The sequence below is a fragment of the Chitinophaga sp. 05T412 genome (genome assembly GCF_056396465.1).
The window spans coordinates 90297-111356 of sequence record NZ_JBFTLN010000009.1; the positions used below are offsets into that span (position 1 = coordinate 90297).

Consider the following 21060-nt stretch of genomic DNA (forward strand, 5'->3'; position numbering starts at 1 on the left):
ATTTTTTTGATCAAAAGATTAGGGAAGATAGATGAACAATATGCTCATTTATCTTCCCTAATCTTTTTTATCTTCCTATATCTTAAAAACAAAAATCAGGTTTATGCTAATAGCATTTCCTTCGCCAGCTCTATCGTTCTTTCATCACCGGTATATTTCCCGCTTACATCCGACAGCTTTACCACAGGCGTCCACCGGGGGGCATCTTCAGGCAATGCCTCATACATTTTAATCACAATATTCAAGGCCGTTAATCCTACGTCATTCGTGAAATTGGTGCCAATTCCGAACGACATTCCTATTTTCCCCCGGCAATAAGCGGCAATATGGGCTACTTTTTCATAGTCCAGTCCATCGGAGAAGATGATTGTTTTACTCAGGGGATCTACACCTTTACCTTTGTAATGGGTGATGGTACGGTCTGCAAAGAGGATAGGGTCGCCGCTGTCGTGCCGTACCCCATCAAACAGTTTGGCGAATTTTTTATCGAATTGTTCAAAGAAAACCGGGGTGGTATAAGTGTCAGACAAGGCGATGCCCAGGTCGCCTCGATATACCTGGACCCAGTTCTCGAGTCCCAGCATATTGGCCATTTTAAAGCCGTATTTGGCGGCATGGAACATAAACCATTCATGGGCATGCGTGCCCACAGGTTTTACGTCATTTTTCATAGACAGGTGCACATTGCTGCTACCAATAAAACAACCTGTTCCATAATCTTTCAGGGTTTTCACCACCAGTTGATGCACGGCCAGGGAATGTCTGCGCCGGGTGCCAAAATCGGCGATGGTAATAGACATCTGTTTATAGCGCTCAATTTTCTCCCGGGTAATCCGGATCACTTCGGTATCGGATACGCGTTGCTGTCCGGTGAGCTGATAATAAAGTTCGCAGATGAGCGACATCAGCGGTACTTCCCATAAAATAGTACGGTACCAATAGCCTTCTACATGTACTTCCAGCTGATCTCCCAGTTGGGTAATCTGTACTTCCGCCGGATTATAGTGATAGCCCTGCAGGAAGTCCAGGTAAGTGGGATCGAGATAGGGGCAGGTAACGGCGAGATACGTTTTTTCATCCCGGGTAAGCCGCAGTTGCTGCATATCATTGACTGCTGCCTGTAATGCTTCCGCAAAACCGGGCGGGAAGGAGTGGTGTCCACGGTTAATGAAAGTATAACGTGCACGGGCCTTCGGAAATAACTTGATCACGCCATGCTGCATCGTGAATTTATAGAAGTCGTTGTCCAGGATGGAAGTAAGGATCATTTATTTGCTATTTAGATTCATAATATTATTATATTTTTGCGTCTGACCATATTGTTAGTTACCATGAAGAGTATTAAAGTAAAGTGGCCCCTTAACCCACAGGAAACCGTTCTGTACAAAGTAAATGCAGTTTATCTTAAAAATTCGTGGCAGGCAAAACAAGGTGCCATTTGCCTCACCAACGAAAGAATTGTATTTGAAAACAGACCCATGTTGATGTTTCTTTTATTCGGCGTTATCGGCTGGTTGATGACCCGGAACAAAAAGAGCCACGAGTTCGCCTTAGCGGATGTTACTAACTTCCAGAGAGGTAAACAGGGATTCAACAAGAAAGTTGCTGAATTTGAACTGATCGACGGAACTAAGTATCGTTTTGGGCTGACCGGTAAGTGGGAAGATTTTGATCTCGCTTACCAGAAAGCAATATTGGATGTACAACCGCTCTTTAGTGTTAAATAAGCACTTATAGTTTAGTACCGCAATATTTGCAGTAGTCCGCATTGTAGTCGTGTCCTTCACGCATACAATGCGGACAAATTCTGTGATCTACCTCTTCTTTATTGCGTATTCTGCTCATTTCTACGGTCACAATACCTGTAGGCACCGCAATAATTGCATAACCCATTATCATAATAATCGCGGAAAATGTTTGCCCCAATGGAGTGATGGGCGCTATGTCGCCATAGCCGACCGTTGTTAATGTTACCACCGCCCAGTAAACGCTTACCGGAATGCTGGTGAAGCCGGAGTTATGGCCAGATTCTATCACATACATAATTGCGCCAAGTACTACGGTCATCAGTCCTATGAAGAAAAAGAAGATGAATATTTTCCGTTGACTTTTCTGCAGCGCCAGGGAGAGCTGTTTACTTTCATTMAGGAAAGGTACCAGTTTAAAGATCCTGAAAATACGCATCAGGCGCAGGATGCGGATGGTGAGCAGGAAATGTGCGCCGCCGTAAAATGCTTCCACATAAGTAGGCAGGATACAAAGTAAATCCACAATGCCATAGAAGCTTTTCAGGTAAGCTTTTGGGCGATAGCTACACCAGATCCGGAATAGGTACTCTACGGTGAAGATGCCCGTGAATATCCATTCCAGTATGCGGAAAATGTCTCCATATTTTTGTTGTAACGAGGCCACACTTTCCATCATCACGATGGCCACACTCAGGAGAATAGCTATCAGCAGTATGATGTCAAATGCTTTGCCGGCGGGCGTGTCCGCCTCGAAGATAATGCGGTGCCATTTTTCACGGAAGGGGGAAAGTGATGGTGTAGATTGGTTAGTCATCCTGCTGAGTTATAATATTTAAACAAAAACGCTTTGTATATGTTTAGTGGACATTGTTATGTGAACAATTAGTGGCAGGTGCAACCGTTTTATATTTGCCGTACATCCGCCGCCCACGTTAAAACCTACAGCTAATTTATGACCAAATCTGACATCAGCGCAAAATTGCGCCTGAACATTGCCAGCGCAATTATTAGAACGCATACTGCCTACCGGTTACGGCTATTGAATGTTTTCATGAGAGCCGGACTGGATATTACACCAGACATGTATTTTATTCTACGTTATCTCTGGGGCGTAGAAGACGGCTGCCGACAGCAGGAATTGGCCGACAAAACAGGCAAAGATAAAGCCAGCCTTACCAAGTTACTGGATAATCTGGAAAAGAGACGCCTCGTAAAGCGCGCTGCTGATGAAGCTGACCGGCGAAGCAAGCGAATCTGGCTCACTGGCACGGGAAGAAAACTGAAGGAAAAAGTATATCCGTTGGCGTTATCGGTGGTGGAGCTGGCAGAGCAAGGTCTTTCCCGTCAGGAGCTGCAACAGGCACAGCATGTGCTGGAAACTGTTTACAATAATATTAAGCGGTGATCCGCCTCACTTTTCCTATCTTTAGCCTATGCTTACGGGTATATTAATCAACTTATTTGAGCGGGACCTCAGTAAACTGGAACAGGAGATCGCCGCATACGAGAGCGCTGAAGCCGTTTGGCAGGTGGCGCCGGGAATCACTAATTCCGCCGGGAATTTATGTTTACACCTTTGTGGTAATCTGCAACACTTTGTAGGCGCTGTACTCGGGAAAACGGGGTATGTGCGCAACAGGGAGCTGGAGTTCAGTGCGCGGAATGTGCCTACCCAGGATTTGCTGGTACTGGTGGGTAGTACCCGTCGTACGATCCTGACCGTAGTAGCCGGTTTAACGGCGGAAGACCTGGAAAAAGTGTACCCGGAGAAAGTCCTTTTTGATGGAATGACCACCGGGCATTTCCTGGTGCATCTGAGTACACATCTTAATTATCATCTTGGCCAGATTAATTATCATCGCCGTTTAACCCGGTAATTATTTCATGAGTAATTTCCTGCAGCGATTTGTTGGGGTGTACCAGCAGCTGAAATATTTTATATGGCCCTATGTCATCATTGTGGTGTTGGCACTGGTAATCCGGTTAGGGTGGAGCAGCCGCACGGGCACTTACTTTTTTATTAATGGGTTACATACGCCGGCAGGCGACTGGTTCTTTCCCTACATCACCGAGTTGGGCAGTACCAGTGCTGCGGTGTTAATCTGTTTGTTGCTGCTATTGATTAACAGGCGTATGGGGACTGTAATGGCCACTGCTTATCTGTTTACGGCTACGCTGAGTTTTACCATAAAAGCGTTGGTGGCATTCCCTCGTCCACATCGTTATTTTTCTGCGCGCTTACATGATATCTACTTTGTACCAGGCGTAGTTGTGCTGGACAATAGCCTGAGCTTTCCTTCGGGGCATAGTGTGTGCGCTTTTACAGCTGCCACCGTATTAGCTTATTATACCCGGAACAAATACTGGTCCCTGCTTTACCTTTTGCTGGCTTTGCTGGTAGCCTATTCCCGCATGTATATGAGCCAGCACTTCCTGGAAGATGTTAGCGCAGGATCTTTGCTGGGCGTATTTTTTTCGATGGTGTGGCTAAGTTTCTTTGGCCGCCGTGAAACGCCGTTGTCAGGACAATAAATCTCTTTTCGCTTCTATTGCCTGGATCAGGGAATCCTGGTGCTGCCGCAGCATGTCGTTATACAAGCTGGCGGCTGTTGTTACTTCCGGCTTCTTTTCCTTATACCAGACGGGAGTGGGAGTATATCTTGCCCATAATATTTCATAGCCGATGTAGATCTGGTATTTGCCTTCTCTTACATTATCGGTATGGCCTAAACGTCGTTCTTCTCCGGGGGCGAGATTTTCAATCAGGCGTGCCTGATGGGTGGTGCCCATGGTAGTGGTAATAACCTGGTCAACGGCTACTGTCATAAATTGTTTGTCAGACAGGTTCTTGACGCTACGCAGGTACCTGGATACCGTAAATACACTGTTGGATACACCCACAATTCGAACCGCCTGCAAGGCGTCTTCGCCAGCAATGGGCTTGAATTTCGTTTCCTTAAAATGGGTGCTGCGAAAACTCTGGGTTCTGAAATAGATATACCACATCAGGAAAAAGAGAAAAATAATTACCGGAACATACATATGATTAACAGCTTTTGAGGACGGGATTGTTGTGGCTTTCTTCAGCTACGGTTACAGGCAACAATACTTTAATTATCATTTTGATACTGCTAAAATAGACGGAATTATACATTGAACTGTAAATTCAATGTTAAAGAAAGTGGGATTATTTTACCTCTTTATAATAGTTTTTTATAAAAAGAAGTCATATTTTTGGTCGTTAACAAATGGATCACAAATTATTTCAACGGAAACCAGCAACTTTGCCCCATTGCCAAAAACAGGTGTTTGTAACCAGTCAACTTTAGGGGTTAACCCCCACATCGTCTATAATTAATGTCCCTTTTAATTTTTTAATGTGTTGCGTGAAACCCCGTTATTGTAACCGGGTATCAGCATAAGATTTTGTTGTCAGATAAGACAGATTAACGGGGAAAGAAGATAAAGCTTAGCCCGGCGCTGCGGAATTCGGGATTGTAATAAGGCATTACTACTTTGCTCGCAGTATGGTCGGTGTTTTTGAATAGCTTCCGTTGTATCCAGGGATATACCCAATAAGCCGCTTTCGTGCTTAATATGCCCATACCAGCACCCGCTACCACATCACTCAGCCAGTGTTTATTATTGTACATTCTAAGGGCGCCGGTGGCCGTAGCAGCAGCATAACCCGCTACGCCAATCCAGGGCGACACATCCTTGTATTCCTGCCGGAGGAATTCCGCAGAAGCAAAGGCGGTAGCCGTATGGCCGGAAGGGAACGACAGAAAATCTGATCCATCCGGGCGCTCTTCGTGGGTCCAGTGTTTGATACCCTCCACAGAACCAGCTGTAAGGATAGCAGAGATGCCCAGGATAATGGTCCGGTCCCGGAAATTATGTTTACCATGAATGCCCACAGCATTGAGGATATATACAGCAGCTACAGGGGAATATTGCAGGTAGTTATCTATTTGTGTCCGGAAGGTAGGATGATCTTCTTTTAATTCCGCTCTGGTACTGGTGTTCAAATCCCGCAGGGAAGGATTGGCAAGGGCTACAAAGCCATAGCCAATCATGACAGCAGGTACCGCGATTCCTGCAATGCTGCTATGAAAGCGCGCGTTGCTACTATATTTGGGGACAGCCGTAATTTGAATGGAATCTTTTTGAGATGGAATGGAATCCGTATCCTGTGCTTTTACACTATTGGAGCAGGTAAAGGCGCCTAATGCCAGTCCTGCTGAGAATATCATTTTCTTCATGCATCACTCCTTAATCTGCCAAAAATAGCGGCCAATTCTGAAGCAATTCTGTACTCCTCGCTATTCGCCACCCTTATCGATCCGGGGGAGGATCATCTCCGCTGTTTGCCGGGTATATTTATTGTGGAAGATGAAGGTAATGACCAGTCCAAGCAAACAACCGGCTAATACCGACAACACTCTTTCAACGGCCGTATCCCATACATGAGTGCCGGCTTCATGGGTCATTACGATAATAGTAGCTGCTAATGCCGTGCGCGTAGCTGCTTCCAGGTTAAGCAAATTGCAGATGACCACTGTAATGAATACCGCAACACACATCATCAGAATTAAGTGAGGATGTATCAGTATCAATAAAAAACCAACAATCCCACCCACTATATTCGCTTTAATCCGTGTAACCGCCAACGTTACTGCGTCCGATCCATCTGGCGATAATACCAGCATTACAGAAATCAGCACCCAGATAATGTCTTTGTAATTGGTAGCCCAGGATAGCCCCAACACTACCAGCACGCCGGTTACGCATTTTGCTGCGTAGGTCAGTACCCGTTTTATTCGCTGTATATCTGCCATGCTGCAATGATAGCAATTTATCATATATGTAGAGCAGGAAATAAAAATGTACTTTTGAGAAGAGCCGAATGCAGTCTTTATTCAACCAGTCTTCATATGAATTTAACCAAAGGAAGTTGCCTGTTAGTACTGATGCTGTCATTTTACGCCTGTATAAAAGAGGCGCCTGTTAACCCGGAAGCAGATATCGAATCATTTAAGATAGACCGCAAATACTTAACTGGCGACGTTTTCATCGACCAGATAAACGATAAAATTATTTTATCACTTACACCAGCCGCATTTGAAAGTGGCGTGAGGCCAGTTATCACGGTGTCGTCAGGGGCCACCATCGTGCCAGCATCCGGTGACTCACTGAAGTTTCAGGCGCCCGGCAGTGCTAAATATGTAGTGACTTCCGCCAATGGTAAAAACAAAAAAACATATACCGTAGAGATTAGTAATATTGGTGTATTCGCCTGGGACTTTGAAAGCTGGCTACTGAATGCGAAAGACAAATACCAGTATCCGGTGGAGATAGACAGTATTCTTGCTGATACCTCCCAGGCCTGGTCTTCCGGCAATCCCGGTGTAGCCTTGTCTGGTGTAAAGAAAGATCCGCTGGAATATCCATTGCGGGCTACTACCGATGCTTATCATGGGAAATATGCCGCTGAGCTGGTGACTCGTACCGGTACTGCTTTATCCAATCTGGTAGGCATCAAACTGTTTGCGGGCTCACTGTACCTTGGTGTTTTTGATCCGATGAATGCTTTAACAGCGCCATTAAAAGCCACACAATTCGGACAGCCCTATCTGGGTAAGCCTGTCCGTTTCACAGGATATTATAAATATACACCGGGAGATAAATACCAGGATAAGGCGGGAAATATCATACCGGGCATGAAAGACAGTTGTGCTATTTACGCCGTATTGTACGCTGGTACGCAGCGCCTGGATGCCACTAATATTCAAACATCTGACCGGATACTGGCCCGTGCCAGCATTCCGGATGGCGGCCCCAGAGCAGGTTGGACAAGGTTCGATGTGCCTTTTGTACAGGTACGCCCGTACACGGGGAATGATAAAATGATGATGGCCATTGTGGCGTCTTCCAGTAAAGATGGCGATACTTACAAAGGGGCCATTGGCAGTCGCCTGGTATTGGATAGCCTGCAAATTGTACAATAGTAAATTGTCCTGTTGGCGGATAAACATGGTGTCTGCTACATCTTTCGTACCTTCGCGGGGTTTTAACAAATCGAACGGAAAATGAATGTACGGAAACTATGTTATGTAGCGGCCACGGTGGGCGCGCTACAGTCCTGTATTAAGGATGCACCACTTAACCCGGAAGCAGACATCGAAACTTTTACACTAGCCCCCAATCAGGTCACCAGTGATGTTTTTATTGATCAGACAAAATCACAAATCCGCTTGTATCTGACAGATGAGGCATATCAGAAAGGAATCGCGCCAGTGATTAAAGTGAGTGCCGGGGGGCATGTATCACCTGCCTCTGGTGATTCCATCAAATTTAATGGAAGCAGTTTAAATGAATACCTGGTTACTTCTGCCACCGGTACAAAACGGAAATATACCGTAGAAGTAATCCAGACAGGTGTTTGGAAATTTGGATTTGAAAGATGGGATACCGTATCTGCTTCAGGTGCCAGCTGGAAATACGTGAATCCATTATCTGATGATGGTCGCAATATCTGGGCTTCTGGTAATATCGGTATTGCTATCACCGGTGTAACTGACATCAACGATTTTCCTTTACATGTTACCACAGATGCGAAAGATGGTAAATATGCGGCAGTGATGGAAACAAAGCCAGGTAATGCTATCTCTGCATGGATGGGTATTCATCTCTTTGCAGGCTCTATGTTCGTCGGCAATTTTGTAACAGATTACCTGTTGGAAAATCCGCTGAAATGCACCCAGTTCGGACAATTTTACGGAGGCATTGTCCCTAAAAGTTTTACAGGTGATTATAAATATCAGCCAGGTGCGCAGTTCATCGACAAAGATGCCAAGCCAGTTCCCGGGCAAATAGATGAATGTTCTATTTATGCGGTATTGTATACAGGTATTGAACGGCTCGATGCTACTAATATCCTGACTTCCGACAGAGTAGTCGCTACTGCTGTGTTGGCGGACGGTACTGCGAAAGCCGACTGGACCCATTTTGATATTCCGTTTGTTGCTGTCCCAGGTAAAAACGTATTGCCTGGCCAGTCTTTAATGTTGGCCATCATTGCTTCTTCCAGTAAAGAGGGAGATCACTACAGAGGCGCTGTAGGTAGCAAATTGATATTGGATAACGTTGAAATTGTACATCAGTAAAAGATTAATCAGAAACTATGAAAAGGAAAATATCAGGACTGGTGCTGGGTATGCTGATGGCAGCGACTACCATATTTGCACAGGATAACGGAAAGGAACAAACGAAAAATAGTGGTTTCACGCCAGGATTGGAACATCGTATTCTCGCAGGCTTCAATTTCGGCGCTACCACGCCCATTGGCTTTCCCAATACCATCCGTAAAGTAAACGGTTACTGGCCGGAATTCTCTCCTTCACTGGGGTATGAATTATCCTACCGGGCTACCAGGAAATGGGGCGCCGCTGTTGCCGTTAAACTGGATTACAAAGGAATGGGCACAAAAGATGAAGTACAGTATTTCCCAACCATTATTACTACTGAAGATGGTGGCCGTTTCCARGGAGATTTCTCCGGCAAAAACAAAACTATTGCACGTAATGCGTATGTATCATTCCCGGTGAGTGCGGTATTCACGCCTAACGACAAGTGGCGCTTTAACCTGGGCGGTTATGTTGCCTGGTTATTCAGCTCCAATTTCTATGGTACTGTTTCCGATGGTTATATCCGTAATGGCGGACCTACCGGTGAAAAGGTAATCATTACAGAAGCCAGCTTCGACTTCGGTAAAAACATGCGCACATTTGATGCGGGTTTGCAAGGTGGCGCTGCTTACCGGGTGGGTAAAAAACTCAGCGTGAATGGTAACCTGAACTGGGGCCTGCGTCCCATCTTCCCAAGTGATTTCCAGGGAATGTCGTTCCCTTTGTATAACGTGTATCTCACATTGGGAGTAACGTATAAGATATAGCGGAAAGCATAAAGCCGAAAGCATAAAGCTATTATAGCGAATGAAAAGAGCGGGTATTAATAATTTATCCGCTTTGATCATTCGCTATAATAGCTTTATGCTTTCGGCTTTATGCTTTCCGCTTCCTCAATATTTCGCTGGTTGACCTGCTTTTGGTATCGAGGCATTGATAAAAGCCCGGATATCATTATTCCCCGCTGCAAGATCATCTTTCCTTAAATACATCATATGACCGCTCCGGTAGCCACGCCAGGAGAGGCGGTCCTTTAAACGTCCACTGGGGTCCATCTGCCACATGCTGTATTTGGCATTGAAATAGTCGCAGGCGCCGTCGTAATAACCGGATTGTATCATCACATGCAGGTAGGGATTGGCTGCCATTGCGTCGCGGAGGTTAGCGCCGGTGTTATCGCCTTTGTTGTCCCACGGGAATACCTGACCAAACATCATGTATTTTAAATCGGTGCGGAATTTAAGTTCTCCTCTCAGGTAGATGTTGATGGCGGGGGTAAACGCATGTAGCCAGGACGTCAACTCTGCATTGTAGTCGGGGTTGTTACCTGCGTCTTCCCGGTCAATACCGCGGTAGCGGGAGTCCAGCCGACCTACAGTATAACCCTGATCCCGTAACAATTCTTTCCAGAAAAATCCCGTTGGTACGTCCAGGTTATGTTGCAGAATTACTTTCTCAGACAAACCGGAGTAGCGGGCCATTTTAGCCGCGATGTTTTTACGTTGCTGCTCGTCCAGGAACCCGCCCTGGCTGATAGCCGGGATCAGTTCACGAATAGTAAAGTCCTCTACTTCGGGTAGAATAGCGGTCAGGTCTTTCTGTTGCAGATCCGCCGGTAATGCTTTATGATACCAGGCGGTAGCGGCAAAGTAGGGCAGGCGCAGTGCAGCATCAACAGGACCGCTGCGGGCAATACCCAGCTCCGTAGGTGATACCAGGATGACGCCGTTCAGGTACATCCACTGTGCATTTTGCAGCTCCAGTGCCAATCCGGATACCCGGGTCGTACCGTAACTTTCGCCTATCAGGTATTTGGGAGATGCCCACCTGTTCTGGCGTGACACGAATGTATTGATCCACTCGGCCAGATAACGGATATCTGCATTCACACCGAAGAATTTCTCTTTGGGAACATCTTTCCCAATTAACCGGGAGAAGCCCGTGTTAGCCGGGTCTACATATAAAATATCAGCAATGTCGAGAATGGATTCGGGATTTTCGTGTATCCCATAAGGTTGTACCGGGTAGCCCTCTGCATCTATATTCAACAGGCGGGGACCGGTGTAAGCGATTTGCATCCATACGGAAGGTGTACCAGGACCGCCATTGAACGAAATGACCAAAGGCCGGGTGCTCCGGTCTTTCACATCTGTCCTTTCATAATAGGTGTAGAAAAGTCCGGCTAACACCTTACCATCCTGGTCCCACACTGGTTGTGTGCCCGCAATGGCTTTGTAAGGAATCTTCTGGCCTTTCACCGTTACATCGTGGTAAGTAGTCACGGTGGTATCCGGGTTAAGCGTTACCGACCAATGTGGCTGGAGATCTTCTTTCAGCGAGGGCGCTGGTGCCGCGGGTATCGCTTTCTTTTGTTGCGCCTGCACAGACGACAGGCTTACGATGCCTGCCAGCAGCAACGACAACATACATGGTTTGCTCTTTAAGTTCATGAAGCAGATCTTGATTGTCTTTCAAGATTAGTAAAACCCCCGATAAATGCAAACAAATTTATTTGAGCGGAAAGCAGAAAGCAGAAAGCATAAGGCTATTGTAGCGAGTGGACCAAAGCGAATATTATATCCGCTATAATCATCCGCTACAATAGCCTTATGCTTTGTGCTTTCTGCTTTCCGCTATATCTGGAAGTCGCTTGGCCTTTTGCCTACCAGTTTGTAAAAGGTATTACTGAAAGCGGAAACACTGTTGTAACCAATGTCCCATGCTATTTCATTGATGGTTTTCTGTGTTTCCAACAGGTATCCCATTGCTTTAATCATCCGGGCCAGTTTCAGGTATTGGAAGAAGGAAATATCCATGGTAGAGCGAAATAGACGGGTGAGGGTACGTTCACTGTAGTTGAATTCGTGGCCTACGCTTTCCAGCGACAACGGCTCTCCCAGGTTTTCCTGTATATACTTTAACACAGGCTGCAGCCGCGGGTTTTCTGTGGTCGGCAGGGTTATAGGCAACGGTACCGAACTGATTTCCGGCAACATGTTTTTAATGGCTTTGATGAAAATGAAACGTTTGTCGTTGGGCAACACATCGCCATCCCAGCTAGCAGTGTGCAGTATCATTTCCAGTAAAAGGTTGCTGACAGGGTAGATACCGGTTTTAGTATAAAACGGATCTTGTTGGTCTTCCGGTTCGCTGAAGAAATAAATGGTGCGGACAAAGTTGGCCGGATAGCGATGCTGAAAGTAATGTTCCACACCCGCAGGCACCCACATATAGTGGCGGGCAGGGAGGAAGTAGGTTTTATCTTTTGTGTACAAAAAAGCGGCCCCACCCTCAACATAGGTGAGCTGTCCTTTGTTATGTTGATGATAGGAAAAGTGATGTTCCGTTTTCCAGTGCCACACATACGCGGATTCCGGGATGGCATCAACGTCTTCCAATACCAGTTGTGGATTAATATCTTTCATTTGGCCGGATCTAACAATTTTATGGCAATTTATAGAAAATAAATTAACTAATAGGGTTGGAACTTTGCATCTTCATCACAATAGATATGTCTACAATTACTAATAAGTGGCTGGCCGGAACGGTGCTTTTAGCACTCTTCAGCATCCAGACAGCTGCTGGTCAGAACCCTGAGCAGAATACCCTAACGTTAACGGATGTATGGAAGAAAGCAGATGTATACAACCGGCAACTGCAAATGCAATATCTGCGCGTTCAGAGCATGGAAGCACGCACCAAAGCGGCCAAAGATGAGCGCCTGCCGGAAGTAAAAGCAAATGGCGTGTATGCCCGTGTTTCAAATCTGGCCATTTATGAAGATGGCCTTCTCAATGCACCTACACAATATCCGGTGGTGCACGGGTATTACCAGTTTGGCGCAGATGCATACCTCAACGTTTACAACGGCGGTAAAACAACCCGCGAAATCAAAGTCCGACAAACAGAAGCCGAGCTGGCCAAAGAACAGCAAAACCTTACTGGCACAGAGATACGCTATAAGGCAGCTTCACTTTACCTCGATGTATACCGGGGACGCATGTACGAAAAAGTGATGTTGCAGGACATCGCCGAACGCGAAAAAGAGCTGGATGAAATCCGGGAGCTGCATAAAAATGGGGTAGTCCTGAAAAGTGATTTACTCCGCGCCGAATTGAAATTATCAAAACAGAAGATGACGCTGCTTGAAATACGAAATGGCATCGCCATCGCCAACCAGCGACTGAATATTATGATAGGGCAGGCTGACAGTGTACAAAACCAGGTGGCTATAGATACGTTGCTGCTGCCGCAAACACCTGCACGCACCTACGAAGATTACCTGGCAGAAGCTTACGAGCATTCTTTTGCCTTTAAGATCTCTGAAAAAGAAACAGCACTGAGTGAATTGAAGCTGAAAGACGTGAAAAGCAATGTGCTCCCCAAAGTAGGGCTCTATGCCGAATACGCCTATACGTATCCGCAAATACTCTTTTATCCTTACTCCATCGCCTTATATGGTCTTGGCCAGGTAGGGGTTAAAGCCGGGGTACCCATCTCTGCATTATATCAGAACAAACATAAAAAGCAGGAAGCAAAGATCAACCTGGAGCGCCAGGAAATTGAACATGCGGATACCAAAGACCATGTCAGAGAAGACGTAAAAGCAGCTTACCTGCGCTACACGGAAGCACTGACACGCATCGGTGTAGCCAACGAAAATATTACACAGGCGAAAGAGAATTACCGGATTGTCAATAATACCTATTTCAATCAGCTGTCGTTACTGACAGACCTGCTGGATGCAGAAACACAACTGCTGCAATCCCGCTTCGACCTTACTACCGCGGAGGTAACKGCACAATTACAATACTATCAATTATTGAAAGCAACAGGCAACCTTTAATATATGAAGACGAACACAAACACCACTACGAACAAAACGGACAGACTTATTTCACGTATTACTACCATCATTGCATCTATTGTAGTGGTATGCCTGGCTATCTGGGGAATAAGGACATTGCTGTACCAGATGAAGTTTGAAGAAACCAACGACGCACAGGTAGATGAATATATTAACCCGGTAGTGGCAAAGGTGACCGGTTATATTGAGGAGATCCGGTATGAAGAAAATCAGGAAGTAAAAAAAGGGGATACGCTGATTATCATTGACAACAGCGAGTATGCCGCACAACAACAGGAAGCAGAAGCTTCTTTGTTAAACGCCAAAGCACAAGTGGGCATCCTGGAAAGCAATGTAACCACTACCGCTCAATCTTCCAAAGTATATCAGTCACAGATTGCGGCCGCCAAAGCAAAACTGACTCACCAGGAACAGGAATACGACCGATATAAAAAGTTGTACGACGTAGAATCAGCCACCAAACAGCAATTGGAAAGGGTAGAGGCAGCATTGGCCGTGGCCCGTTCTGACTATAATACAGCTATCGATGCATACCAGGCTTCCCTGGCTAAAATCAATGATGCCAAAGTACAGCAGAGCGCACTGGAAGCAGAAATCAAACGCAGAATGGCCGTGGTTACCAAAAACGATCTTAATGTTTCCTATACTATTATCACCGCTCCATATGATGGAAAGATGGGGCGTCGTACTATTCAGCCAAAACAGCTGGTACAGGCAGGGCAGGTGATGGCCTACATCGTAGATTGGGAAGCTGGTAAGTGGGTAGTCGCCAACTTTAAAGAAACACAAATCCGGCATATGCGTGTAGGGGAAACTGCGAAAATTGTAGTAGATGCTTATCCCGGAAAGAAAATTACCGGGAAAATAGAATCCCTGTCAGGTGCTACTGGTAGCCGTTTTTCGCTGCTGCCACCAGACAATGCCACGGGTAACTTTGTGAAAATAGCCCAGCGTATTCCGGTGCGCATCCGCCTCGACGGTTCTCCGGAGGAATTGAAATTATTATCTGCCGGTATGAACGTGAATGTTTCTATTGCAAAAGAACGTAAGTAATCATGGGGCAGGGTAAGCAAACATTTCGTTCCTGGGTGCCGGAATGGCTGATCCGGTTGACCATCTTCCTGGTGCTATTTCCAACGGTGATGTTGTTCGCATTGTCTACGGCTAACGTGAACGCCGCTACGGGATTTTATGGGGCAGAACCACAGGATATACAATTCTCCATGTTGGTGTACTATGCCGCGCTGGTGGCTTTTACACCAATGGAAAAACGCTTTTTCAGTCGCATTGCCACCAAAGAATATTTCCTGATTTGTATGGTGCTGCAGGTATTGGTGACTTATTGGTGCTATCATACCCGTGAAGTACCTGTGCTTTTCATTTGTCGCTTTTTACAGGGGATATTGAATTGTGGTGTCACCAGCATTTGTTTAACGTTGTTGTTCAGCCGCCTGAAATCGGAGCATGCCCGTGAAACAGGCTATGCCATCTTCTATGGGATGATTCTTTGTTCCGGATCATTGACCTCCCTGATTACAGCGCCTTTGGTAGATGATTTTGAATATAATGCCTTGTATAAAATGGTCATTTATTCGTTTGTGCCAGGAGCAGTATTGTTGTTGCTGTTAATGAACAGGGTACATTTGGTGCGCCGGGTACCGTTGTATCAGCTGGACTGGACCAGTTTCTTTTTGTACGCGCCTATGTTGATTATGCTGGGATACATCATGATCTATGGACAACAATACTACTGGTTGCAGGACCCACGCATCATAGGATGTATTATCGGGATCATATTGCTAACCATCACTTTCGTTGTACGACAGCTGCACCGCAAGCGTCCATTTATTAATATGGAGGTGTTTAAGTCGAGGGCATTTTTATTTGGGATTACGCTATTGGCGGGACTTTACCTGATTCGTGGATCTTTCAATATCACGACCAGCTTCTTTTCTACCGTATTGGGAATGGACCCCTTGCACACTTACGAGCTGCTGATTTACAATCTGATAGGGATTGTTATCGGATCTGTTATGTCAACACGGCTGGTGATCAACAAAAGGCCGCTGCAATTTATCTGGCTGGTCGGCTTCTTTGGTTTGCTGGTGTTTCATAGTGTGATGTATTTCCTGTTTACATCGGAAGCAGATCAGTCTACTTTTATATTGCCGTTGTTGATACAGGGCTGGGGAGCAGGGATGTTGTTAACGCCTATTGTGCTATTCATTATTTCTTCTGTGCCTGAAAGCATTAGTGTGTCTGCATCTACGGCAGGTGTATTTATACGATATACTTTCTTTGGATTGAGTACGGCGTTGATCAATTACTTTTCGCTCTACTTCACCAAAACACATGCAATGCGCTTAAGCGATGGCGTATCGAAGGTCGACAATGGGTTGTCGGAGCGATTGCATACTTACCAGGGGGCTTTGGAATCGCGGGGGCTCATGGCTGACCAGGCAGCAAAGCTGGCGCCGGGGCTGTTGGATAAGGCGATGCAGAAACAAGCCTTTCTGAAGTATGCGATGGATTATTATGAACTGGTGGCGATTCTGATTTTAATATTGATGTTGTTGATTGTGGCTACACCATATATCATTAATCGTACAGTCATTAACGTGAAAGCCAAGCAGCCAGCGGCGGCTACCATGTAATGTACGTGAGGGGAGTAGGCTCAGGAAAATTTTATTTTATCCCAGAGCTTACTCCGGACTACCTGTTCCAGCACCTGGTCGTGATAATTTCTGCTGATGGGAATGCGATGCGACTGTATGAAAATTTCATTGCCTTCAATTCCTTCTATTTGGTGGATAGCTACGATGTATGATTTATGTACGCGGATAAAGGCTTTCGGGTCCAGGTTTTGTTCCAGGTTTTTCAGGTATAGCAGTGTTACATATTTTCCTTTCCGGGTATAGATGGTGATGTAGTTCTGCATTGCTTCTACATATAGAATATCCTCAAAACAAATCTTCTCATACTTACTGCCGGATTTTATGAAGAAGTAATCCGCCGGTTTGGCGGCTGGTGGCACATCAACGGAGACGTTGGATTTGGTGAGCAGTTGATAATAATCTTTAGCCTTGTTTACCGATTGAAAAAAACGGTCAAACGTGATAGGCTTGAGTAAGTAGTCCAGCACATTTAGTTGAAATCCTTCCAGCGCATAAGTAGGAAAGGCTGTGGTAATGATGACCAGCGGCGGCTTCTGAACGATTTTAAGGAAGTCGATGCCATTCATTTTCGGCATCTGTATATCGAGAAAAATAAGATCGATGGGATGTTCGTCCAGTAACTTCATGAGTTCCACCGGATTTTTGCAAGTGCCTGTGAGTTGCAGAAAATCAATTTCCCTCACATAGCTGGCGAGGCCTTCTCTTGCCAGTGGTTCATCATCAATAATTACACAGTTCATCATCGGAGGTTATTTATAGGTGAAAGCTAGTTCGGGAGCAGCTGACTGTTGCCGCAGGGGCGTAAGCTGTAATGTCAGTTTTACGCTGAAGCTCGTGGTATCAGGTTGGATATCCAGCGCATATTGTCCTGGATAAATTAAGTCCAGTCTTCGTTGTACGTTTTTCAGGCCAATGCCGCCATAGTGAACCAGGTCCTGCTTTGTTTCCGGAGCCGAACTATTGGTAATAGTGACTTTCAGTTGTTGTTCATCCAGGTGTATGGCGATATATATCCAATTGGGCGCATCTGAATGTGTGGATACATGTTTGAAGGCATTCTCCACAAAGGTCATGAGTATGAAAGGGGCAATGAGCAGATGCCCTGTATGGGTAGCAGGGATATCTGTGGTTACCTCCATGTTGTGATTCTGTCTTAGCTTTTCCAGTTCAATGAAGTTTTCGAGGTAAGCGATTTCATTGCTTAAAGGAATTTGTTTGTCGTTGCATTCGTACAGCTGATACCTGAGCAGATCTGAGAATTTAGCCAATGAAGCGGAGGCCTTATCCGGGTTTTTATGGATGAGAAAAAAGATGGCATTAATAGAATTAAAAAGAAAGTGGGGATTGAATTGATACTTCAGGAAGTTCAGTTCCGTTTCCAGTTTTTCTTTCTCCAGCAGTTGTTGCCGTCTTTTTGTTTGCAGCCAGTTCCTGGTGAGAGCAATGCTCATGGCCAGCGTCATCACCGCCAACGTAGCCGGGAGTGCGGTGCCAAAGAACTGGTAGATGCAGTTAGCTGCGTTTGATCCGTATAGTTCCGTGACTGTTTTGCCTGCCACCGTTGCAGATAAATAATATCCGGGAATGATAAGGCAACTGGCGCATAAGATAGTGACGATGAGAGAAGTGATGTATATCGCAAACCGACCTTTCTCCAGGAAGCGGGGCATCAGGTAATACAGGTTGAAGTAAACAGCGGCGGCCTGAAATACAAGATAGAAAAGAAACTTGATGGTAAATGGAGATAAGAACATAGCGGTGGCAGCTTTTACCGGATTGCCAATGGCGATCGTCCACCAGAGGTAGTTGTAGGCTACCCAGAAAGGGAGGTGGTACAGCTTATACCTGAACACCCAATGTGTTGATTTACTATGTAATGACGTATTCATTTCATGTAATGATTTATCTGTACCGCCACCGGTATTGAAGTTACGTTAATCCGCAGGAATTTTCTCCACGCTATATGAATTCCTTAAAATAATTGACCAAATGCAGGCAGGGGTATACGACCGGAGAAACAGGTGCCTGGGAAGTGGAATGTAGGCAGACAGCGGTGTTTTAAGTCGTTCATCAATTATATTTCGCGGGTGGTCATTCTGATTTTTCGCCTGTTAGCGGCGCGCTTTTCTTTGTTGTATTCAGCTCCGTTCTCAAAAAAGAAAAGTATGAAAAGCAGGATGATTTATTTGTTGGTTTTTTGTCTTTCGCAATCCGCGCTGGCGCAGATAACAGGGAAGGTGGTAACAGCCGCCGGAGAGCCGGTTCCTTTTGCTAATGTGTTGTTATTAAAGGCATCAGATACCGCTGTTCTCAAAACCACTTTCACAGATCATGCAGGTAGTTACCTGTTTCCAGCTCCGGAACGTGGAAAGTATTTATTGCGTGTAAGCAGCATGGGGTATGAATCCTGGGAGTCGCCCTTATTTGAAATAGCCGGTCCGCGGGAGCAAAAAGAATTGGGTACGTCTTTGTTGAAAGTAGTGGCCACGCAGCTGGGAGCCGTTACAGTGCAGGCAAGTAAGCCATTGTACCAGCAGCAGGCAGATGGTATTGTGGTAAATGTAGAAAATAGTATTATGACGAAGGGAAGTACGGTGTTGGCTTTGTTGGAACGATCACCGGGTGTTGCTTTCGACTATCGCAATAACAGTATTTCTCTGAATGGAAAATCTGGTGTAGCTGTGATGCTGAATGGCAGACTATTAAGACTTCCATTGGACCAGGTAGTCAGTTTATTAAATGGGATGAGCGGGAATGATGTAGAGAAAATAGCGCTGCTAACAATGCCTGGCGCCAGTTATGACGCGGAGGGAAGTGCGGGCGTAATTAATATTATCACGAAGCGAAGTCATAAACCGGGCAGAAATGGCACATTGAGTTTGTCGGGTGGTTATGGCAAGGGCGAAAAAGGAAGCAGTAGCATCCGCCTGGCGGGAAATACCGCTAATACGAGTTTGGATGGATCATACTCGTTTTCTCATGACCGCACTTATAGCGATATGTTTATTGACAGCGACCAGGATATGCCTGCGTTGGGAGGCCAGATGAATGTGTTGGTATGGGATACCAGTAAGGTAGTAAGAAATACACATGATGTATCGCTGGGGATAGAGCGAAACATCAGGCCAGGTGTAAAGTTGGGTGGTAGTTTGTCTTTTAATAGCAGCATCGCATCTTCGGTCACTACTAATCGCTCCCGTTATCTGGTGTTACCTGATTCCCTGTTGCGTTACAATGGATCGGTACATAGCACAAACCGCTGGCGCAATGTCATGAGCTCCATCTACCTGGATAAAGAAATCCGGGAAGGGGAAAAAATCAATATAGATCTTGATTATCTCGGCTTCCGTAATAGTAGCCCTTCCGCCGTACAAAGTATATTTCTCAATAAGGACGATGCTGCTGCGGGAGCGGACGATCCGCTCTTTTCACCACAACAGCAAGGCTTTGCCAATACAACGATCAACGTAGGTGTGGTGAAAGTGGATTATGCGAAACCGTTGAATGAAAAATTCCTGCTGGCTGTTGGACTAAAGGGCAGCTACACCCGCAGCAGCAGTACGTCCGGCATACAAAGTCTGATTAATCACGAGTGGGTGGATAGAACAGAAACTTTCGAAAATGTATTGATGAAGGAGGCGATTGGCGCCGCTTACAGTACGGTTACGGCTTCCCTGCATCCAACGGTGACGGTGACATTGGGCCTCAGGTATGAGTACGCTTATACTCACATGATCAACCCGGTCACGCGTACGAATACATTGGAAAGAAGGCAGGGCGTGTTGTTTCCGGAAGCTACCATTTCGAAAAAGTTAGGGGAATCAGCCTCGTTGCAGTTGTCGTATAGCAAACGGATTAGTCGGCCGGCGTATAATGATCTTGCGTCCTACGTTATTTATAGTGATCCCACGGCGGTATACACTGGTAATCCATTCTTACAATCCACCATTACCAACAACATTAAAATAGGATATAACTATAAAGGGTATACGTTTTCGTTGTTGTTTAGCAGAGATGATCATCCAATTGCCAGGTATCAGCTGACTGAAAAAGCGGCGGGGAATCTGCTGTATGTATCTCCCCAGAATCTCCAATATCAAAACTATATCACGTTGCAGGCAAATTTGCCATGGAAGGTCACCGAGTGGTGGAGCATGAATTATAATCTGACCGGAGGACTCCGTCAGTTCAAACTGGATTATACGCGGAAGCCACTGGATAAAGCGTATCTGGCTTATATACTGAGCGCAACAGAGTCGTTTACGTTGCCGAAAAATTATGCGATCGAGCTGAGTGGTTGGTATAATTCATTGTCGTATGGAGGTTCAAGTAGGCGGCTTGGGGGCGATAAATCTTGGCGTCAAAAAAGAGCTGCCGCGTAATTTGGGCAGTTTACAATTCGCATGGACGGATGTATTGCGGACGGTTCATATTAATACGTATTACGGTACGTTAACGGAGGAAGCATTTGCCATAAAAAATCATGTGTCTATTCATACAGAATCTAATGCGGCAACGGTGATCAGGTTGACTTATACGAAATCGTTTGGCTCAGATGTAAAAACACGGACTGCTGGCGCCAG

At 45.7% G+C, this 21060-nt stretch carries 20 protein-coding genes; 11 read left to right on the forward strand and 9 right to left on the reverse strand.

Annotation, left to right across the window (positions count from 1 at the left end; genetic code table 11):
- Window positions 1-101 precede the first annotated feature (101 nt).
- Window positions 102-1268, reverse strand: a complete 1167-nt coding sequence (gene pncB / locus AC1DFM_RS20225; protein WP_477078564.1) for a nicotinate phosphoribosyltransferase — start codon at window positions 1266-1268, stop codon at window positions 102-104.
- 63 nt (window positions 1269-1331) lie between these two features.
- Between pncB and AC1DFM_RS20230 the strand changes: the two genes are divergently transcribed.
- Window positions 1332-1727 carry a hypothetical protein gene (locus AC1DFM_RS20230; RefSeq protein ID WP_477078565.1) on the forward strand — a complete coding sequence of 132 codons (396 nt, stop codon included), beginning with the start codon at window positions 1332-1334 and terminating at the stop codon, window positions 1725-1727.
- A 4-nt stretch (window positions 1728-1731) separates the two neighbouring features.
- On the opposite strand, the gene AC1DFM_RS20235 is transcribed toward AC1DFM_RS20230, so the two are convergent.
- Window positions 1732-2562 (reverse strand): ion transporter, encoded by an 831-nt coding sequence (locus tag AC1DFM_RS20235; RefSeq protein ID WP_477078566.1) that lies wholly within the window; start codon window positions 2560-2562, stop codon window positions 1732-1734.
- A 138-nt stretch (window positions 2563-2700) separates the two neighbouring features.
- On the opposite strand from AC1DFM_RS20235, the gene AC1DFM_RS20240 reads away from it, so the two are divergent.
- Genes AC1DFM_RS20240 through AC1DFM_RS20250 form a run of 3 tightly spaced genes read left to right on the forward strand, consistent with a single transcriptional unit; the run spans window position 2701 to window position 4280 of the window.
- The gene (locus AC1DFM_RS20240) at window positions 2701-3153 is read left to right on the forward strand and encodes a MarR family winged helix-turn-helix transcriptional regulator (RefSeq protein WP_477078567.1); all 453 of its coding nucleotides are present in this window, start codon (window positions 2701-2703) and stop codon (window positions 3151-3153) included.
- Between the two features lie 28 nt (window positions 3154-3181).
- On the forward strand, window positions 3182-3625 hold the full coding sequence (locus AC1DFM_RS20245) for a DinB family protein (protein ID WP_477078568.1): 444 nt from the start codon (window positions 3182-3184) through the stop codon (window positions 3623-3625).
- Window positions 3626-3632: 7 nt separating this feature from the next.
- The gene (locus tag AC1DFM_RS20250; RefSeq protein ID WP_477078569.1) at window positions 3633-4280 is read left to right on the forward strand and encodes a phosphatase PAP2 family protein; all 648 of its coding nucleotides are present in this window, start codon (window positions 3633-3635) and stop codon (window positions 4278-4280) included.
- Here the strand turns inward: AC1DFM_RS20250 and AC1DFM_RS20255 are convergent.
- The 3 genes from AC1DFM_RS20255 to AC1DFM_RS20265 form a co-directional block, all read right to left on the reverse strand.
- Window positions 4269-4790 (reverse strand): hypothetical protein, encoded by a 522-nt coding sequence (locus AC1DFM_RS20255; protein ID WP_477078570.1) that lies wholly within the window; start codon window positions 4788-4790, stop codon window positions 4269-4271. The genes AC1DFM_RS20250 and AC1DFM_RS20255 overlap by 12 nt on opposite strands.
- 404 nt (window positions 4791-5194) lie before the next feature.
- Window positions 5195-6010 carry a phosphatase PAP2 family protein gene (locus AC1DFM_RS20260; RefSeq protein WP_477078571.1) on the reverse strand — a complete coding sequence of 272 codons (816 nt, stop codon included), beginning with the start codon at window positions 6008-6010 and terminating at the stop codon, window positions 5195-5197.
- Window positions 6011-6070: 60 nt separating this feature from the next.
- On the reverse strand, window positions 6071-6586 hold the full coding sequence (locus AC1DFM_RS20265) for an FUSC family protein (protein ID WP_477078572.1): 516 nt from the start codon (window positions 6584-6586) through the stop codon (window positions 6071-6073).
- Between the two features lie 96 nt (window positions 6587-6682).
- Here AC1DFM_RS20265 and AC1DFM_RS20270 point away from each other — a divergent pair, with 96 nt between their 5' ends.
- From AC1DFM_RS20270 to AC1DFM_RS20280, 3 genes are all read left to right on the forward strand, one after another.
- Window positions 6683-7756 (forward strand): PCMD domain-containing protein, encoded by a 1074-nt coding sequence (locus tag AC1DFM_RS20270; RefSeq protein ID WP_477078573.1) that lies wholly within the window; start codon window positions 6683-6685, stop codon window positions 7754-7756.
- 81 nt (window positions 7757-7837) lie between these two features.
- A complete protein-coding gene (locus AC1DFM_RS20275) occupies window positions 7838-8914 on the forward strand; it encodes a PCMD domain-containing protein (protein WP_477078574.1) in 1077 nt (358 codons plus the stop codon).
- 17 nt (window positions 8915-8931) lie between these two features.
- Window positions 8932-9702 carry a porin family protein gene (locus AC1DFM_RS20280; protein ID WP_477078575.1) on the forward strand — a complete coding sequence of 257 codons (771 nt, stop codon included), beginning with the start codon at window positions 8932-8934 and terminating at the stop codon, window positions 9700-9702.
- Window positions 9703-9828: 126 nt separating this feature from the next.
- Here AC1DFM_RS20280 and AC1DFM_RS20285 read toward each other — a convergent pair whose 3' ends face one another.
- Both AC1DFM_RS20285 and AC1DFM_RS20290 read right to left on the reverse strand, forming a co-directional pair.
- Complete coding sequence (locus AC1DFM_RS20285) at window positions 9829-11385, reverse strand: S10 family peptidase (RefSeq protein WP_477078576.1); 1557 nt, start codon at window positions 11383-11385, stop codon at window positions 9829-9831.
- Between the two features lie 183 nt (window positions 11386-11568).
- Window positions 11569-12360 carry a helix-turn-helix transcriptional regulator gene (locus AC1DFM_RS20290; protein WP_477078577.1) on the reverse strand — a complete coding sequence of 264 codons (792 nt, stop codon included), beginning with the start codon at window positions 12358-12360 and terminating at the stop codon, window positions 11569-11571.
- A gap of 86 nt (window positions 12361-12446) precedes the next feature.
- Between AC1DFM_RS20290 and AC1DFM_RS20295 the strand changes: the two genes are divergently transcribed.
- From AC1DFM_RS20295 to AC1DFM_RS20305, 3 genes are read left to right on the forward strand one after another with little or no spacing between them, the layout of a single operon-like run.
- Window positions 12447-13781: a TolC family protein gene (locus AC1DFM_RS20295; protein ID WP_477078578.1), complete on the forward strand. Its 1335-nt coding sequence runs from the start codon at window positions 12447-12449 to the stop codon at window positions 13779-13781.
- Between the two features lie 3 nt (window positions 13782-13784).
- Window positions 13785-14855, forward strand: coding sequence for an HlyD family secretion protein (locus AC1DFM_RS20300; protein WP_477078579.1), 1071 nt, complete (start codon window positions 13785-13787; stop codon window positions 14853-14855).
- A 2-nt stretch (window positions 14856-14857) separates the two neighbouring features.
- Complete coding sequence (locus AC1DFM_RS20305; RefSeq protein ID WP_477078580.1) at window positions 14858-16456, forward strand: MFS transporter; 1599 nt, start codon at window positions 14858-14860, stop codon at window positions 16454-16456.
- A gap of 20 nt (window positions 16457-16476) precedes the next feature.
- Here the strand turns inward: AC1DFM_RS20305 and AC1DFM_RS20310 are convergent, their stop codons facing one another.
- Together AC1DFM_RS20310 and AC1DFM_RS20315 are read right to left on the reverse strand one after the other, a co-directional pair.
- The gene (locus tag AC1DFM_RS20310; RefSeq protein ID WP_477078581.1) at window positions 16477-17220 is read right to left on the reverse strand and encodes a LytR/AlgR family response regulator transcription factor; all 744 of its coding nucleotides are present in this window, start codon (window positions 17218-17220) and stop codon (window positions 16477-16479) included.
- A 6-nt stretch (window positions 17221-17226) separates the two neighbouring features.
- Complete coding sequence (locus tag AC1DFM_RS20315) at window positions 17227-18366, reverse strand: sensor histidine kinase (RefSeq protein WP_477078582.1); 1140 nt, start codon at window positions 18364-18366, stop codon at window positions 17227-17229.
- A gap of 276 nt (window positions 18367-18642) precedes the next feature.
- Between AC1DFM_RS20315 and AC1DFM_RS20320 the strand changes: the two genes are divergently transcribed.
- Entirely contained in the window at window positions 18643-20859 is a 2217-nt protein-coding gene (locus AC1DFM_RS20320; RefSeq protein ID WP_477078583.1) for a TonB-dependent receptor domain-containing protein, read from the forward strand.
- Window positions 20860-21060: the final 201 nt, after the last annotated feature.